The sequence below is a fragment of the Ignavibacteriota bacterium genome, from assembly GCA_016218045.1.
In the GTDB taxonomy this organism is placed as follows: Bacteria; Bacteroidota; Ignavibacteria; order SZUA-365; family SZUA-365; genus JACRFB01.
Genome location: JACRFB010000031.1, coordinates 120,227 through 138,372, shown reverse-complemented (window position 1 = coordinate 138,372; position 18,146 = coordinate 120,227). Strand labels below are relative to the sequence as shown.

Sequence of the window (18,146 nt, the reverse complement as noted above, 5' to 3'; positions counted from 1 at the left end):
ACATTGCAATCCAAACGCCATGCCGGTACATTTCGCGTCAACATTATCGGATTTTGTAGCATGGACACCACGCTTCGCCATTCCCCCGCCATAGTACTCCTGATTCTTATGACACTCGCCGTCCCCGCGCACGCTCAGGATTCGCCCGGCGTCCTTTTCGTCAACGCGACCTTTCATACCATCGATCCCGCAAATTCCACCGCCACGGCGATGATTGTGGGCGGCGGACGCATCCTGTTCATCGGCCCGGAGAAATCGCTTCCCGCGGAATACGCGTCCGCGCCGCGCGTGGATCTCGGGGGCCAACACGTTTTCCCCGCCTTCACCGACGCGCACGGCCACCTGTTCGGATTTGCGGAGGAACATACAATCCTGCGTCTGCATGGCCTCTCATCCAAAGAACTGGCCGTGTCGCGCGTTCGCGACCGCGCCGCGCAACTCACGTCCGGCGCTTGGATACGTGGCCGCGGCTGGGATCAGAATCTGTGGGCCGACAAACAATTCCCGCACAGGCGCGACCTCGATCTTGCTGTGCCGAACCATCCCGTATTCCTCTCGCGCGTCGACGGTCACGCGGCATGGGTGAACAGCGCCGCCCTCGGCGCCGCGGGCATCACGCGCAGCACACCCGATCCGCCCGGCGGACGCATCCTGCACGATCCCGACGGTGAACCCTCGGGACTGCTGCTCGACAACGCGGTGGATCTTGTTCGCGGCCGCATCCCCCTGCCCGACCGCGAGGCGATGGCGGCGCTGTACCGCGACGGCATGCGGCGCTGTCACACGCTGGGCATCGCCGGCATGCACGATATGGGCCTATCAGCAGAACAGATCGACGCGCTGCAGCTCCTGATCACCCGCGACGATTTCCCCTTCCGTCTTGTGGGATATATAGATGGCCGTGGCAACGCGTGGGAAAAATTGCTCGCGGAAGGCCGCATGATGCTGGGCGACGGGCGACTGACACTCGCCGGACTGAAGCTCTACGCCGACGGCGCGCTCGGCTCGCGCGGCGCGCTGCTGCTCGCCGATTACAGCGACGATCCGGGCAACCGCGGCATCGCCATCACAAACATCGACACCATACACTTCGAGACCGTCCGCGCAATCCGGGCAGGATTGCAGGTGTGCGTCCATGCCATCGGTGACGGAGGGAACCGCCTCACCCTCGACGCGTACGAGCGCGCACTCGCGGAAGCCGGGCGCCCGATGCATGCGTTACGCGTCGAACATGCACAGGTGATTGCGGATGACGATATCCCGCGTTTTGCACGACTGGGTATCATCCCGAGCATGCAGCCCATCCACTGCACGAGCGACATGTACTGGGCCGAGAGTCGTGTCGGTCCCGACCGGGTGCGCGGCGCCTACGCCTGGCGAGCGCTCATCGATGCGGGCGCATGGATACCCGCTGGAAGCGACTGTCCGGTCGAGGACCCGAATCCCCTGTTGGGCATCCATGCCGCATGCACACGCCAATCACCCGATGGCATCCCGGCATCGGCTCACGATATTGAAACGCGCTTCAACCGTGGAGGCGCATCTTCTCCGCGCGCCGAACAATACCAGGACGGATGGTATGGCGCGCAGAAACTCACGCGCTCCGAAGCGATCCGCGCCTACACGATCTGGGCAGCCAGGGCCGCAGGAGTCGACGGGGAATTGGGCAGTCTCGAAGAGGGCAAACGTGCCGACTTCATTGTGCTCAGCAACGATATCAGCAACACCCCCGCGGAGGACCTGCTGAAGACCACTGTCGAACGGACGTACGTGGGTGGTGAGCGGGTCTATGAGCGCGCGGAGAACACGCCCAGGTAGCGCGTTGCGCGAAGGCATATCCCCTAGGACGGTGCGGCATCACGCTCCAGTGCTGCCGCACACTGGTCCCTATTTTTCCCCTCCCGGAATCCCTGCTCTTTCGTATCTTGCATGGTTGTATTCGAAATAGTATGAGTCCCTGTATGTCCATTCGTGTCACCCCTCTCCTCCTCATGTGCGCCGTCCTGACACTCGGCGCCGTCGCGCAGAAACGCGAGCTGACATATCAACTCGCCGAAGGAACGACGATCAAGTACAAGAGGCTGGAGAATACAACCGGCATGGCCCACACGATGAAAGGGCTCCTGACGGAGATGAACAAATCCGTCGAGTCGTTCCTGACCATTCGCGTCGAGAAATCCTCGCCGGAACAACTGGTTCTTACTGTAGTGCAGGATACTGCGCTCGTGACCGACCGCGCGGTGAGTCAGTCCCCCGGAGTGGACTTCGACAACGTATTGACGCGTCGTCCTGTGCGTTTGACCCTGAGCCGGAAGGGTGCCCTGTTGCGCGCCGAACCGCTTGCCCCGCTCGAGGTGCAGGGATCCCCTATCCCGGTGAATCCGGGCACGTTCGCCCGTCGCGCCATGGTATTCCCCTCCCTGCCGGCACGGACGTTGTCTGTCGGCGATACATGGACCGATTCAGTCAGCGACACTGCCCGGCCACGGTACAAAGATCCGACACTTGGCGAAGGAACGGGGCTCCGCTACACGCAGGCCCAGACGAACTACCACGTGGATTCTCTGGTAAAGCTGCATGGCCGCGAATGTATAAAACTTACATGGAGCGGCACTGTCAGCGCGGAAGGCAAGGCGCTGTTCTCGTCGAGCGAGCGGTTCACCGAAGACGAAACCACCGTCGACGGCACTCTGTACGTCCGTGTTTCCGACGGACTGCCCGTCCGGTTTACACTGCGCACGCGCAAACAGTCGACCGTGGCCGTGTTCGAACAGGAATCCGAAGTGCTGCCCTCCTCGTCCACCACAGAAACGACACTGATCTATCTACCTTCTTAACCAATCACCGGAGAACTCATGAAACGCCCGTCACTCGCGATGCTCGTGCTCGCGGCCCTCGTTGCCTGCGCGCCTCTTGCGTCCGCGCAGAACGCCATTTACAAATTCAAACAGGGAAAACCCTACAAGTACCTCCTCGAGTACAAGCGCGACGTGATTCAGGAGATGATGGGCAACACCATGAACATGAGCATGGAGGGTACCGGGAGCGCGGTGTACACCATGACAGCCAGGCGCGAGAACGGCGACATGGACATCACCATGAAAATCGAATCGTGCCTGCTCCTCATGGAGTCGCAGGAAGGTACACAGACCTTCGGTGAGGCGCTCAAGGATCGCGAATTCAAATACACGATCGCATCCAATGGCAAGGTGCTCGACCGCGACACCACCGTGGAATTCCCCGAGGATCCCAGTTCGCAGATCGTCGCCGAAATGATGGGCATCATGGTGCCTCTCGACGCCGAGAAACTCGCGTCCGAAAAAACCTGGGAACGCAACAAGATCGACACCCTGGGCGAGGGCGACAACACCACGATGCTCACGCGCAAGTCGATCTTCGAGAACAAGGGCACGAAGGATCTCAACGGCCGCTCCTGCACCGAGATAGCCGTGAAGACCGTCAAGAACTCGGAAGGCCGCATGGTTCGCGGCGATAACGACCTGGCCATGACCGGCGAGGAGAACGGCGAGGGTTCGCTTCTGTATGATCAGGCGGAGGGCCTCCTCATTACACTGAACATGACCGAAAAGGGCGAGCAGACGATCTCGCAGGTCGGCGGTGGTTCGATGAAGGTGAACATCGCCATTTCAACGACCAGGAAAACCGAGTACATACCGGACTAGAAATATGAACAGCGCGCGCGGGGGAGCAACAAACTCCCCCGCCGTGCGTATGATCGATGGTTCGGCCGTATTATCCGTGCGCCGACGTTCGGGCAGCTTCCTGTATCATCACGATCGAGGTACACCATGACACTCCGCTCCATCGCACTGTCTCTCCTCTTCCTGTCCTTCGCGGCTGCCGCCGCGACGGCGGCGCCCGTACACGCGGCGCAGGGCGAGGCTCCGGTCGCTGCATCGGACTCCGTGAAAAAAACCGTCGACCTGAAGGCCGAGCAGCAGCGGCTCAGCGCCGAGCTGCAGACACTCACACAGCAGTTGTCCGACATCAAACGTCAGTTGGAAAGCGGTGACAATGACGAGGCCCGCGAACGGCTCGCCGATACGGAACGCCGCGTGAAATCGCTCGAGAAGAAACTGGCCAAACTCCAGGCGCGCATCGACGCGGGCGACACCGTCGCCGAACTCGACGACGCGGAGGACGAGGAAATGTGGGATGAAGGCGATTTCGAGTTCGGTGAAGACTGGACGCTCGCCGACGGAAACGTCGATGACGACGAGGACCAGTTCTCGTTCAAACCCGACCTGTACCGCAAGATCCCGGGCGCCTTCACCATTCCCTTCCCGCTCGCCACGGGCTTCGCAGAGACCATCTTCCGCTATAATCGCGTCGATGGAGTATACATCGGGCTCGCGAAACCCAAGCGCCTGTACTGGCACAGCCAGCCGCATCTGGTCGGTTCAGGCTCGCTGGGCTACGGCTTCGCGAATCACCGCTGGCGGTATTCGCTCGGACTCTATCTCCCGTTCTACTTCGACAACATGATCGTGGACTTCGGCGGCGAAGGCCATTCGGTGACCGATTCGAAGGATCAGTGGGCGGTGGATCTGGAGGAGAACACCGGCATGGCGTTTTTCGCGCGCGAGGATTTTATGGACTATTTCAACCGCGAGGGCTTCTCGGTCTCGGCGTCATGGGCATATAAAGGACCCGAGAGTCTGAATCTCCGCGCATCGGCGGCCTACCTGCACGACACTTACGACAACCTCCGCCGGTACACCAACTGGTCGCTGTTCGGCGGCGACAAAGTGTTCCGTCCGCAGCCGTGGATAAACAGGGGTAATATCAACTCGCTGATCTTCAACGTCTCGGCGAGCACCACCACACCCACCTCCTCGTCGGCGCACGGCTGGACGGCCACGGCGGCGTACGAGATGGCGGGCGGCGCGACAAAGGGCGATTACGAATTTACGCAGGTGACAATCGACGTGCGCCGCTATCAGCCGCTGCGCGATTTTCTGAATCTGAACGTACGCGGCCGCATCGTGTTGAGCGACGGCGATGTGCCCGTGCAGAGAGCCGTGGAACTTGGCGGCCTCGGGACGCTTCCCGGATATCGTTTCAAGGAATTCGGCGGCACCAATGCGGCGATCGTCAATGCCGAGCTCATCTTCCGCAACACCCTGTTCGAGGAATCGAGCGATTGGGTTGCGCGTGCCGTGACGAGCATCAACCTCATTCTCTTTGCGGACGCGGGCGTGGTCAGCGACGCGGCCCTGGTGTCGGGCGCGGCGGATTTCCGCACGGGACTGCTCGACGCATCCTTCAGCGACACGTTCCTGAGCCGCCAGTGGAAGAGCGACTTCGGCGTCGCGATCGGCAATGCCGACGGCAATTTCCGCATCGGTGTCGCGTGGCCGATGGTCAAGACGGCCTTCTCAGAGGATGCACGTTTTGTGCTGCGCTTCTCGCGCCCGTTCTGACACACCTGCCGTACTACGAGCACGGAGGCCGGGTTTTCCCCGGCCTTTTTTTTCGGACGATATTACGCCCTTTCCGCGAAGCGTGCCGGCGCCTCGTCCCTGCCCAGCCCGCGCACCGCCGCGTACACCGCGTCGATCAGCGCATCGCGTGTCTGATGATCGTCGGCCTCGATCACGACGGACTCATCACGCCGCGTGAGGCACCATGAGGCGATGATGCGCATCTCCGCGATGTCTTCCTTCCCGCCGAGGAACAGTTCGTTCTGGCCGCTGAAGAAGGACTCCGACAGCAACGTGCGCACATTCTGCCGCGTGCACGCGCGCTGATCCAGCAGTTCCTGCGCCACGAGCATGCCGGATTTCATGCAGTGCACCTCCACGAAGGTGCGACGTGCGAGAGTGACGATCACCAGATTCTGATAACGGACCGAGCGCGCCATGACACGCTGCTGCCGCACGATACGTTCGAGATCGCGCAGACGGTCGCGCACCGACGCCGCTCCTTCGAAGTCGAGCGCCTCGGCACGCGACTCCATCGCCGCCCGCAACCCGTTGAGCACCGAGTCGTGCCGACCGCGGAGGAACTGTCGCACGCGCTGCACCTCCTCGGCGTACTCCTCGGCAGACTGCAGTGAAGCGCAGGGCGCGCCGCAGCGTTTGATGTCGTAGTACAGGCACGGGGTTGCGGTATCGCGGGGCGTGATGCGTCCGTCGCATTCGCGAATGAGGAAGATGCGATCGATCACCTCGAGTGCGCGTTCGACGGCGAAGCGCGAGCTGAAGGGTCCGTAATAGTCGGCGCCGTCGTCCTCCATGTCGTAGGTCCAGGAGATCGTCGGGAACGTGTCGGCGCAATCGATGCGGATGAACGGATACGCGCGCGCACTTTTAAGCAGCGCGTTGAAGCGCGGCTGATGCTGGCGTATGGCCCGCGCCTCGGCGAGCAGCGCCGACAGTTCGGTGTCGGTGGTTTTCCAGGTGATGGACGCCACCGCGCGCGCGAGTTTGAGGACCTTTTCGCTGTGCCCGACATTATAGCGGAAATACGAGTGCACGCGGTCCGACAGATCCCGCGCCTTGCCGATGTAGATGATGTGACCGCGCGCGTCGTGGAAGAAATAGATGCCGGGTTCATGCGGCAGGGCCGCCAGGGCCGGCTGCAGTTTCAGGAAGTTTTTCGGCGGTGTGGTGACCCGATACACCGGTTTGTTCTGGAACGAGAGCAGGTCGCCCAGATCAGCCACGTCGTGTTCCTCCGACACCATGCCGGCGAAGTGCAGCAGGATGCGGGCGGTCGTTTCCGCGTCACCCGAGGCGCGGTGCGCGCGGGGATTGCTGATGCCGAGATGGCGCGCGATGGAGCCGAGATTCTTCTTCGCCAGCGCGGGAACGAGGCGCCGCGCGAGGCGCGCCGTGCACAACACCGCGTTCTCCAAAGGCGCGAGCCCCGCGCGCCGCAGCGCGGCGTCGACGAAGGAAAAGTCGAAACGCGCATTGTGTCCGACAAAGACTGCGTCGCCGATGAATGCGCGTATGGCCGGCAGCACCTCGTCCGCATCGGGAGCGGAGTAGACCATCTCGTTGGTAATGCCCGTCAGTTCCGTGATGAACGGTGGAATGAACTGCCTGGGATTGATCAGCGTCTGGTACTTCTCCACCACCCGTCCCTCCGCCACACGGACGAGCGCGATTTCCGTCATCCTGTTGTGGTCCGGACTCAAGCCCGTCGTCTCAACGTCGCATACGACGAATTCCGCATCGGGAATCTGCAAGGCATGAAGCGGCGGTCGCATGGTGGAGTGAGGAGTTGGGAATTAGGATTTAGGAGTTAGGAATCGGGAGTTGGGATTGGAGACTGGGGACGAGGGACGAGGGACTGGGGACGAGGGACTGGGGACTGGGGACGAGGGACTGGGGACTGGGGACGAGGGACTGGGGACTGGGGACGAGGGACTGGGGACTGGGGACCGAAATAACTATCTGGAGGAATGTAACGCTTGGTGTCTACTATCTACCATCTACTCATCTACCATCTACTTATCACACCACATCATAAAAATTCCGATTCTGAATCTTGATGACACGGCCGGGACGTTGGACGAGCAGACCGTAGTCGTGCGTGGCAATGATGCAGGCGGTGCCACGCTTGTTGATGCGATCGAAGATGGCAAGGATGTCGCGGGATGCGACGGGATCGAGATTACCCGTGGGTTCGTCCGCGAGAAGAATCACGGGATCGTTCACCAGCGCACGCGCGATGGCCACGCGTTGCTTCTCGCCGCCGGACAGGTCGGAAGGCATGGCATGCTCCTTCGACGAGAGCCCGACCTCCGAAAGCACCTTGTGCACGCGCGGCCCGATCATCTGTCGTTTTGCGCCCGTGACGTGCAGCGCGAAGGCGACATTTTCGGCGACGGTGCGGTCCTCGAGCAGCCGGTAGTCCTGAAACACGATGCCGATGCTCCGCCGCAGAAAGGGAATCTGCTGCCTCCGCAGCGCGGACGAATCGTATCCGCCCACGCGCACGCGGCCGAAGGACGGCAGCACGTCCATGTATATGAGTCGCAGAAAGGAGCTTTTCCCGACGCCGGTCTCACCGATGATGTACACGAACTCTCCTTCCGAAATCAGAAGGTTCGCCCTCTCGAGCACGACCTGCGCGCTGAAGGTGAGACGGACGTTGTGGAATTCTATCATCGACTCGCGCCCGCAGAGGCGATGCCGCGATTAACCGCGATGGTTCGCGCCGCGAGTATCGCCTCTCGCATACTGTCGGCGCTCGCGATGCCCTGCCCCGCGATGTTGTACGCGGTGCCGTGATCGGGCGATGTGCGGACGATGGGCAGACCGGAACTGACGTTGACTCCCCGCCCCCGCGCCTGCAGCTTGAACGGAATGAGTCCCTGATCGTGGTACATGGCAACGACCATGTCGAAGAGATCGCGGTTGTGCGCGGAGAAAAAGCCGTCCGCGGGAAAGGGTCCTTCAACGGCGATGCCCGCCGCCCGTGCCTCCGCGATCGCAGGCACGATGGCCTCGATCTCCTCGCCGCCGATGGCGCCGCCGTCGCCCGCGTGCGGATTCAGCGCGAGCACCGCGAGCCGAGGACGCTGCACGCCGAAATCCGTCTCGAGCGCGGAACGGCCGGCCTCGATGGTGCGCAGCACGCGTTCGTGTGTCACCAGCGGCGCGACCTCGCGCAAGGGCACGTGAATGGTCACCAGACCCACGGTAAGCGTATTGCTCCGCAGTATCATGATCACGCGGTTGGCCGCACCCGCCATCGCGGCCAGCATGTCGGTGTGGCCCTTGTACGGACTGCCGGCAAGCGCTATCGCCTCCTTCGAGACCGGCGCGGTGACCAGTGCCTCGGCGCCGCCGTCGCGTACTGCCGCATATGCGGCTTCGATCGCACGTATCGCGTGCGCGCCCGCCTCCGCGGTCGCGCGGCCGATCTGCGACGGATCAAAGACGCCGCCTGTGTCGAACAGCGAAATGCCCCCCTCGCGGGCCTCTTCCAACGATGTGATGCGCGAAAATTCAAGTCCCGTGCCCAGGCGCGATTCACGCCACTCCATACACTCGGCCGGACCATAAACCACCGGGCGGCACTGGGTGAAGAGATCGGAGCGGACAAAGGCCTTGAGTATGACTTCGGGCCCGACGCCATTGACGTCGCCAAGCGAGATAGCGATGACTGGTTTCATGCGTTCGTGTGTGATACGGATCAACGGCGGCACATGGCGCGCCGAGGGTGAGAGGGGATGGGACGAAATCTACGTCGCGCGCGGTCGAGATGAAACCGCCGCCGTTCGCTATTGTGACGCGAGTTTGTAGTTGCCGTTCTTCTGGCGATCGATGAAAATGAAGGTGCGCCGCAAATCGGGATACTCCCAGGTCTCCTCGGCGGGAGAATCCGGCGCGAGCACACGCTGTACATCCCCCGGCGGACCGTACAGGATGTAGATCTTTCCCCTGTCGGTCAGCGCGCCGTTGGGGGCGGAGAGTGTCTGATACGCGTAATACGCCTCATCCACGCGGCGGAAGTATTCCACAAGCAATTCGTTGATCGCGGTGCCCGGGGTCGGATCTTTCTTCCGCCACCAATCAAGGATACGCTGCATGAGTTCCTCTTCGGGACCGCTCTCGAGATCCTCGGTTTCCTCTTCCGTCAGAATGTGCCGCATGACGAGCAGCGCGAATTGCGGATCCTGTATCGAGAGAGGCATGTCCTTCCAGTACACACGGAGGCCGCTGGATACGGTGTCGACGCGGTCCTCGTCGGTCGCGCGCGCGGAGAGGCGGTACATGCCCGGATCGAGCGTGTCGGTGGGCAGTGCAAACACAAACAGCGAGGCATCTGTTGCTGTCGTTTCCAGCAGCGGAAACGATGCCGCCAGTCCCGCGCTGTCGACCACCGTGGCGCCCTTGAGCACCGCGACGGGCTGGGTCGCGTATTCCCAGATCACGGCACTGGGCGATCCGGGCGTCGCGGCGCGAGACATCGTGAAGGTCCATTTCGCCTCGGGAGAGGCGACACCCGCGACCGCAATCCGCGACGGCCGCGCGAAGGGGACGCTACGTCCGAACACCGCCACCGAAGGGGTCTGCGCGTCCTGATCGGACCACGAGAGCGGAATGATGGAACTGATTACCGGACCTTCCTGTCCGAATTTTTTGACCGTGAGATGCTGGCGCAGCACGCGTTCGCGCGTCGAGGTGCCGTCGCCGACGGTGATGGCCAGGGTGTAGACGCCTGGATCGCAGCGGAAACTCCGGTGCATGAGCGCGAATTCGTCCCGCGAATTTGTCGCGAGATAACTTCGCGCCTCGACGGTGGCCCGGTCGTGCGCCGTGGCGACAGTCCCGCCCTGTGCATCGAGCAGTTCATACGACACCTCGAGCCGTCCGGCGAACAGCGAATCGCCCGCCCGCTCGGGCACGCGCTGGAATACGATATAATCGTGCGTCACACGCACAAACGCGTCGATGCGGCAGTGTCCGGCGGGAGCGGGAAACTGGTGCAGTTCCACCGCGATAAGATCGCCGTAGGCGGGTGCGGCCGGGGCCGCGGGGGTCGGGGAAAAGCGCAGTGCCTGCGCCCGTCCGTCTGCCGCGAGGATCAGGGCCGCCGCGAGGCACCATACGCGCAGTTGCGTGATTGTCGATGCGTGTTTCATGGTTCCTCGATGCGGTATTGCTGGATTTTTCTGTACAAGGTGCGGCGGTTGATGCCGAGTATTTCCGCGGCCAGCGAACGTTTCCATTCGACGTGCGCGAGCACGCGCAGAATGTGCTGCCGCTCCATGTCCTCGAGTGTCGTGTCGACGGGGCAGGCCTCGCCCGCGCGCCGCGCCGCCGTGCCGCCGTGCTCGCGCACGTACGGCGGAAGATCGTCGAGCGTCATGCGCGGACCGCGCGCGAGAATGAGCGCGCGCTCGAGTACGTGTTCGAGTTCGCGCACATTGCCGGGCCAGGTGTGCCGGAGCAGCGCCTCGAGCGCGTCGCGCTCGATGACGGGCGTCTCGCGCCCCTGATCGGCCGCAAGGCGAACGAGGGCGTGATCGATGAGCATCGGCACGTCCTCCATGCGCTCTCGCAGCGGGGGAATGTCGATGGTCACAACATTGAGGCGGTAGAACAGGTCCTCGCGAAAATCGCCGTGCGCCACGATGTCGCCGAGGTCGGTCTTCGACGACGAGATCACGCGGACGTCGATCTTTCGTGTCGCGTTCCCGCCCACGGGACGCACCTCCCAGTCCTCGAGCACGCGCAGAAATTTCGCCTGCATGTGCATGGGCATGTCGGCCACTTCGTCGAGGAATATCGTTCCGCTGTCGGCACTCGCGAGCAGACCCGCCTCGCGCGTCACCGCGCCGGTGTAGGCGCCTTTCTCGTGACCAAAAAGCTCGCTCTCGAGCAGCGTCTCGGGCAGCGCGCCGCAGTTGATCGCGACAAACGGCGCGTCCTTGCGCGCACCGCCATGATGGATCGCGCGCGCGATCAGTTCCTTCCCCGTGCCGGATTCGCCTGTCACGAGCACGTTGGTACGCGTGTGCGCCACGCGGCCGATCACGTCGAACACCTGGCGCATCGCGTCGCTGTGTCCGATGATGTTCCCGAAGGAGTACCGGCGCTGCACCCTTTCACGCAACACCTCCACCTCGCGCTGCAGGAGATGCTGACGGACCGCCTTCTGCAGAACCACCAGAAACTCGTCGTAGTTGAAGGGTTTGCTGATGTAATCGAACGCCCCCTCCTTCATCGCCTGCACGGCCGCGGTGACGGAACCGAAGCCGGTGATCATGATCACCACGGCCTCGGGCATCTGCTGGCGTATGTGTCCGAAAAGTTCCAGGCCGCTCATGCCGGGCATCTGCACGTCGGTGATCACGACGCCATACACCGTCTCCCCGAAATGCGTCAGGGCCGTGCGCGGGTCGGAGAACGTGTCGACTGCGATGCCGTGGCGCTGGAGGTAGCGCTCGAGTACGCGGAGCATCTCCTGGTCGTCGTCGACGATCGCGACGGGCACTGCGGGCGTCATGTCTCCTCCAACCTCCGCAGGGCGAACACGACGGTGAACACCGATCCCTCGCCGGGTGTCGATTCGGCCGTGATGCTTCCCCCGTGCTCCTCGACGATGCGGCGGCACACAGCGAGGCCGAGCCCCGTGCCCTTCCCCACGTCCTTCGTCGTGACAAAGGGATCGAACACACGGGCGAGCAGTTCGGGTTTCATGCCCGGGCCTGTATCGGATATACGGATGCGGATCTCCTTTTCGTCGGACCGCGCCTCAATGCCGATCCGCCGCGCGCGGCCGTCCTCGACAGTCGCCAGGGCGTCTATCGCGTTCACGAGCAGGTTCAGAAACACCTGCTGCATGTGGTGCGGATCCGCGCGAAGCTGGGGCAGCCCGGCCGGAACGTCCACGGTGATCGCGACGTCAAGTTTCTCGGCCTTGCCGCGCAGCAGCGAGACTGCGCGCAGCAGTTCAAGGCCCATCTCGATGCGTTCGAAACGCAGTGGTTGCGGACGCGCAAAGGCGAGCAGTTCGCGGATCAGGTTCGCGATGCGGTCGGTCTGGCCGATGATCGTCTCGAGGTCCTCGCGCTCGGAATGTCCGGCGGGCCTGTCGAGCAGCAGCACCTCGGCAACGCCCGAGATGATGTTGAGCGGGGTGCCCATCTCGTGCGCGATGCCGGCGGCGATCTGCCCGAGCAGCGCGAGCTTCTCGTTCTGAATCACCTGGCGCTCGAGCTGCCGCATTTCGGTCATGTCGCGGATGATGGCGATGGTGCCGAGTATCTCGTCGGCCTCGTCGCGCAGCAGCGTCACCGACATGCTCGCCATCACAGCGCGCCCGTCGCGCGTCACGAGCTGGGTGTGATGGTCGCGCACAAATCCGTCCCGCAGAATGCGCTCGCGCAGCAGCGCGTTTTCGTTCCGCCGCGCGTCGGCGGGCCAGAGGAATTCGACCGTGCGGTCGAGAACCTCATCCTGCGTGTAGCCAAATGTGGCCTCCGCGCCGCGGTTCCAGAAGAAGATGCGTTCGCCATTTTCGACGCCGATGATCGCGTCCACCGCGTGCATCACCACATGCTGCACGAATCGTTCGTGCACAGTCTTGCCCTTTTTCACGAAGGCGATCGTCTCCGTCACCGCGTCGGTCACAACCTCGCGCAGCGCCGACTTCTGCTCGTCGCTGAGCGTCGTGTCGCCGAGGATGCGCGCGATGCGGGCATCCATGTCGAGGAAGTAATCGTGCAGAAGTGAATGGAGTCGCGATTCCACGGGGCGATGCTCTCAGGGTGTGGGGTTCCGCGCGGAGGGCGCGTTTTCCGTTACAACACGCGACGGAAAAAAAGAGTTACACGTCGAGGTTGCGGACGTATTTTGCGTGCTTTTCGATGAACTGCCGGCGCGGTTCCACCGCGTCGCCCATGAGGATCGAGAACAGGCGGTCGGCCTCCGCGGCGTTCTCCATCGTCACCTGCATGAGTGTGCGGGTTTCGGGATTCATCGTCGTCTGCCACAGTTGCTCGGGGTTCATTTCGCCAAGACCCTTGAAGCGCGAGATCACGATGCCGTCCTTGCGTGTCGCGACTTCCTCCGTCGCTTCTTCGGCGGTCGAGGTTTCGTCGTCGCGCGCGCCGCGGAGAACCTTGATGATTTCGTCGCGCTCCTCGTCATCGAAGGCGTAGCGCTCCATGCGGCCTTTTTTCAGCTTGTACAGCGGCGGCTGGGCGATGAAGACGCGGCCGGCGTCGAGCAGGTCGCGCATGTAACGGAAGAAAAACGTCAGGAGCAGTGTGCGGATATGGCTGCCGTCGACGTCGGCGTCGGTCATGATGATGATTTTCCCGTAGCGCAGTCCGCTGAGATCGAAGTCGTCGCCGTTCCCGATGCCCACGCCGATGGCCGAGACCATCGCGTTGATCTCCTCGTTCTCGAGGATTTTATGCAGGCGCGCCTTTTCCACGTTGAGGATTTTTCCCTTGAGCGGAAGTATCGCCTGGAAGCGGCGGTCGCGGCCCTGTTTTGCCGAACCACCCGCGGAATCACCCTCGACGAGATACACTTCGCAATGCTCGGGATCGGTGATCGAGCAGTCGGCGAGTTTCCCCGGCAGGCTCAGCGATTCGAGCGCGTTCTTCCTGCGGGTCAGGTCGCGCGCCTTGCGCGCGGCCTCGCGCGCCTCGGCGGCGCGCAGGGCCGTGTCGATGATGCGCCGGGCGATGCCGGGATTCTGCTCGAGATGCATGGCGAGCTGTTCTCCGATCACCGTCTCGACGGCGCTCTTTGTTTCGCTGTTGCCGAGCTTCGTTTTTGTCTGCCCTTCGAACTGGGGTTCGGCTACCTTCACGCTGAGCACCGCCGTGAGTCCCTCGCGGAAGTCGTCGCCCGAGATCGTGATCTTCGCGCCTTCCTTGAGCAGGTTGTTCTTGTAGGCGTAGTTGTTCATCGACCGCGTAAGCGCGGTCTTGAATCCGATGAGATGCGTGCCGCCCTCGTGCGTGTTGATGTTGTTGACGTAGGTGTAGATGTTTTCGGTGTACGAATCGTTGTACTGCAGTGCAAGTTCCACGGGCGTGTTGTCGCGCTCGCCCTCGATGTAGATCGGTTCCTTCATGAGACTGGTGCGGTTCGCGTCGATGTATTTGACAAAATCGCGCAGCCCGCCCTTGAAGAAGTACGTCTCCTCCTCGCCGTTGCGGTCGTCGCGAAGGGTGATCTTGATGCCCTTGTTGAGATACGCGAGTTCGCGCAGGCGCTCCTCGAGCACGTCGAATCGGAAGTCCCGCATTTTGAAAATCTCGCCGTCGGGCAGGAAGGTGGTTGTGGTGCCGGTGCGGCGGGCCTTGCCTGTCGCGCGCACTTCACTGGTGGGAATGCCGCGCGCGTAGGTCTGCGTGAATACCTGTCCGTCGCGCTGCACCTCGACCTCGAGCCATTCCGACAGGGCGTTCACGACCGACACGCCGACACCGTGCAATCCGCCCGACACCTTGTAGGTCTGCTTGTCGAATTTACCGCCGGCATGCAGCATACACATGACGACCTGCAGGGTGCTGACTTTTTTCACGGGGTGCGGTCCGGTGGGAATGCCACGGCCGTTGTCGGACACGGTGCACGAGCCGTCCTTGTTTAGGGTGATGCTGATCGTGTCGCAGTACCCGGCGAGGGCTTCGTCGATCGAGTTGTCGACAACCTCGTTCACGAGGTGGTGCAATCCGCGCTGGCTCACGTCGCCGATGTACATGGCGGGCCGCTTGCGCACGGCCTCCAATCCTTCCAGAACCTTGATGCTGCTTTCTGAATACTCTGTTGTGGCTGCGATGTCGTTGGTCATGATATCTCTGTGCTGATGGTTATTTGCCTATGCAGAATCGTGCGAAGACGGCATGGAGCACGTCGTCGTTGGTGACGTCGCCTGTGATCTCTCCTAGCGCCGCAATGGCGGCACGGGTGTCGAGGGCGACGAGTTCTTCGCCCGCTCCGCCGTCCAGCGCGGCGGTGGCGGAATTGAGCGCGGCGGCTGCGCGGCGGAGGCAGTCCGCATGCCGCGCATTGGTGACAAGTGCCTCGGCGCCGGACGCGGCGGGCAGCCGTGTGCGCGCGTGCACGCAGAGCCGCGACAGCAGCGTGAGTATTCCCTCGCCGCTTCGGGCCGAGACGCGCAGGACGTCCGGGTCCTCGGACAGTGCGCCCGAAGCTTCGCCAAGCTGGTCGATCTTGTTCAGGACGGTGAGGAACGGTGTGCCCGTGTGCAGTGACGCGTGAAGCGCCTGTGCGGCGTCGTGCGCAAACCCGAGCCCGCCGGTTTCGGCCGCGTCGATAACCCAACAGACGGCATCGGCCTCCGCAAGCTGCTCGCGGCTGAATTCGATCCCCGCCTGCTCGGCCTCGTCCCGCGCCCCGCGCAATCCGGCGGTGTCCACAAAGCGAAACGCGGTTCCGTCGTGTGTCATCATCTCCTCGATGAAGTCGCGCGTGGTGCCGGGCGCGTCGGTCACTATCGCGCGGCGCGTGCCGAGCAGCGCGTTGAACAGACTCGACTTGCCCGCGTTCGGACGACCGGCAAGCACAACCTTGAATCCATCGCGCAACAGGCGGCCGCCCGCATACCCGTTGAGCGCGGTCGCAATGGCCGCACGCGCCGCGATAAGTTCGTCGCGGAGCTGCGCGCGTGTCACGAGTTCGACGTCTTCCTCGGCAAAGTCGAGATTCAGTTCGAGCAGCGACAGGCAGCGGACGAGCCGTTCGCGCATCTCCGCGACCGCGGCCGAAAGACGCCCCTGCATCTGCGCAATGGATGCGAGCCGGGCCGCGTCGGAACGCGCGTGTATCAGATCGGCGACGGCCTCGGCCTGCGCAAGATCCAGCCGTCCGTTTAGAAATGCCCGGCGGGTGAACTCGCCCGGTTGTGCGTGGCGCACGCCCTGCGCGAGCACGCGGTCGAGCACCGCGCGCGACACCACCGTGCCGCCGTGACAGGATATCTCGGCGACGTCCTCTCCCGTGTATGAAGCAGGCGCGCGGAACAGTGTCACAACCGCCTCGTCGATAGTCCCGCCATCGCCCGAGAGAATACGGCCGAAGTGCGCCGTGTGTGACGCAGCCGCGCGCAACCGCTCACCCGCGGAAAAGGTTGCCGCCGTCGCATCGATGGCGGCCGGACCCGACACGCGTATCACGGCGATACCTCCCGTGCCGGGCGGTGTTGCACATGCCGCGATGGTGTCGTGCGCGCCTGGGGAGCGCAGTGTCCGCGGATCCGCATTCATCGCACCACAACGTCCACGACAAGGTCCTCGTGCAGGGCCTCGTTCAGTTTTTTCCGGAGTTCGTCGCGGCGCAGCGACAGTTCCTGCCTCCACGCGGCGTCGGGCACGTGCAAGTGCAACACGCCGTCCTTGAACCGTGTCGGTGTCGCGTGTTTCGCCACCGCCGCGCCGGCAAGTTCGCTCCAGCGCACAAGCAGCTCGTGCTCCCGCACCTTGCGCTCCATGCCGTATTCCTTCAAGGCGTCGCGGAGTGCGCCATGGAACGGCGTAATGCCACCAAGCGGTCTCATGCGGCCTCCGCGTGCGCGTGGACGCCGCCGTCACTCACACGATACAGAGCGCGCTCGTCGGGCAGACCCGGCAGCGCATCGAGTATCGCGTGGTTGGCGGTGGTGATGAAGGTCTGCCCGAGGCGCGGTATCACCGCAAGGATGCGGCGCAGCCGCGTGTCGTCGAGTTCGCTGAACACGTCGTCGAGCAGGAACATCGGACGCTCGTCGAGGTGATCGTTCAGAAAGAACCACTCCCCCGCCTTGAGGGCGATGAGCAGGGTCTTGTGCTGGCCCTGTGAGGCGTGCGCGCGCACATCCATGCCGTTGAGTGTTATCTCGAGATCGTCGCGGTGCGGACCCACCGACGTCACGCCGCGATGGGCGTCGCGCTCGAGCGCGTGTCCCAGAGCCGCGCGGAATTGTTCGGCCGCGTCGCCCGCGTCCATGTCCACAACGGCGCTCTGCACATACCGGAAGGCGGGCAGTTCGCGGTCTTCGACCACGTCCGACATCGCGCGCCGGAAATAGGGGTCGTATTCGACAACAAACGCCCTGCGCCGTCGTGTGATGCGCACCGCGCACTCCGAGAGCGTCGTATCCCATGCCTCGAGCTGCGCGCGAAGCGCGTGTACGCGATGTCCGTGGTCGGAGAGCAGCGCGTTTCGATGACGAAGTATGCGCCGGTACTCGATGAGATCCAGCAGGTATTGGCGGCTTACCTGCGAGACGACAAAGTCCATAAACGACCGCCGTTCGGCGGGGCCGCCTGCGGTGATCGCCCGGTGCTGCGGCGAAAGAGTCACGACGGGGAATCGTCCGATGAGATCAGCCGCGGCTTCGAGCGGTGCGTTGTCGAGCTCGATTTTCTTGCGCATCGCCACCTGCACGCCCACGGTGTGGCGCACGCCGGAATCGCTGTGGAATACACCGTCCGCGCGCATCGACTCCTCGCCGCGCCGAAGCAGCGTGCGGTCGGCCGTGGTCACAAAACTCCGCGTCGTGCAGAGCAGCGACACCGCCTCGAGCACTGTCGTTTTTCCCGCGCCATTTTCACCCCACAGCAGAATGATGCCCGGGGGACATTCCAGTTCGCTCTGCCAGTGGTTCCGGATGTTCTGGATGCGGAGATGAGTCAGGATCAT

The 18,146-nt window shown here is 63.1% G+C and carries 14 protein-coding genes; 4 read left to right on the top strand and 10 right to left on the bottom strand.

Translation table 11 applies throughout. From position 1 onward, the window contains the following. The first annotated feature begins 60 nt into the window (after positions 1–60). From HY962_08815 to HY962_08800, 4 genes are all read left to right on the top strand, one after another. Positions 61–1,818 carry an amidohydrolase gene (locus HY962_08815; protein ID MBI5647024.1) on the top strand — a complete coding sequence of 586 codons (1,758 nt, stop codon included), beginning with the start codon at positions 61–63 and terminating at the stop codon, positions 1,816–1,818. Positions 1,819–1,961: 143 nt separating this feature from the next. Further along, entirely contained in the window at positions 1,962–2,837 is an 876-nt protein-coding gene (locus HY962_08810; GenBank protein MBI5647023.1) for a hypothetical protein, read from the top strand. 18 nt (positions 2,838–2,855) lie between these two features. Then, the gene (locus tag HY962_08805) at positions 2,856–3,683 is read left to right on the top strand and encodes a hypothetical protein (protein MBI5647022.1); all 828 of its coding nucleotides are present in this window, start codon (positions 2,856–2,858) and stop codon (positions 3,681–3,683) included. A 126-nt stretch (positions 3,684–3,809) separates the two neighbouring features. Then, a complete protein-coding gene (locus HY962_08800; protein MBI5647021.1) occupies positions 3,810–5,444 on the top strand; it encodes a BamA/TamA family outer membrane protein in 1,635 nt (544 codons plus the stop codon). 62 nt (positions 5,445–5,506) lie between these two features. Here the strand turns inward: HY962_08800 and HY962_08795 are convergent, their stop codons facing one another. The 10 genes from HY962_08795 to recF form a co-directional block, all read right to left on the bottom strand. Then, complete coding sequence (locus HY962_08795; protein ID MBI5647020.1) at positions 5,507–7,237, bottom strand: DEDD exonuclease domain-containing protein; 1,731 nt, start codon at positions 7,235–7,237, stop codon at positions 5,507–5,509. Positions 7,238–7,484: 247 nt separating this feature from the next. Beyond that, the gene (locus tag HY962_08790) at positions 7,485–8,141 is read right to left on the bottom strand and encodes an ATP-binding cassette domain-containing protein (GenBank protein MBI5647019.1); all 657 of its coding nucleotides are present in this window, start codon (positions 8,139–8,141) and stop codon (positions 7,485–7,487) included. Beyond that, positions 8,138–9,151, bottom strand: a complete 1,014-nt coding sequence (gene pdxA, locus HY962_08785) for a 4-hydroxythreonine-4-phosphate dehydrogenase PdxA (GenBank protein MBI5647018.1) — start codon at positions 9,149–9,151, stop codon at positions 8,138–8,140. The genes HY962_08790 and pdxA overlap by 4 nt, the downstream gene beginning before the upstream one ends. Positions 9,152–9,259: 108 nt before the next feature. Next, positions 9,260–10,624, bottom strand: a complete 1,365-nt coding sequence (locus HY962_08780) for a GWxTD domain-containing protein (protein MBI5647017.1) — start codon at positions 10,622–10,624, stop codon at positions 9,260–9,262. Then, entirely contained in the window at positions 10,621–11,991 is a 1,371-nt protein-coding gene (locus HY962_08775) for a sigma-54-dependent Fis family transcriptional regulator (GenBank protein MBI5647016.1), read from the bottom strand. The genes HY962_08780 and HY962_08775 overlap by 4 nt, the downstream gene beginning before the upstream one ends. Next, positions 11,988–13,238: a PAS domain S-box protein gene (locus HY962_08770; GenBank protein ID MBI5647015.1), complete on the bottom strand. Its 1,251-nt coding sequence runs from the start codon at positions 13,236–13,238 to the stop codon at positions 11,988–11,990. The genes HY962_08775 and HY962_08770 overlap by 4 nt, the downstream gene beginning before the upstream one ends. A 76-nt stretch (positions 13,239–13,314) precedes the next feature. Next, complete coding sequence (gene gyrB / locus HY962_08765) at positions 13,315–15,297, bottom strand: DNA topoisomerase (ATP-hydrolyzing) subunit B (protein ID MBI5647014.1); 1,983 nt, start codon at positions 15,295–15,297, stop codon at positions 13,315–13,317. Positions 15,298–15,316: 19 nt separating this feature from the next. Beyond that, positions 15,317–16,732, bottom strand: a complete 1,416-nt coding sequence (gene mnmE / locus HY962_08760; GenBank protein MBI5647013.1) for a tRNA uridine-5-carboxymethylaminomethyl(34) synthesis GTPase MnmE — start codon at positions 16,730–16,732, stop codon at positions 15,317–15,319. Then, complete coding sequence (locus HY962_08755) at positions 16,729–17,022, bottom strand: DUF721 domain-containing protein (GenBank protein ID MBI5647012.1); 294 nt, start codon at positions 17,020–17,022, stop codon at positions 16,729–16,731. Before HY962_08755 ends, mnmE begins: the two co-directional genes overlap by 4 nt. Beyond that, positions 17,019–18,146, bottom strand: coding sequence for a DNA replication and repair protein RecF (gene recF / locus HY962_08750; GenBank protein ID MBI5647011.1), 1,128 nt, complete (start codon positions 18,144–18,146; stop codon positions 17,019–17,021). Before recF ends, HY962_08755 begins: the two co-directional genes overlap by 4 nt.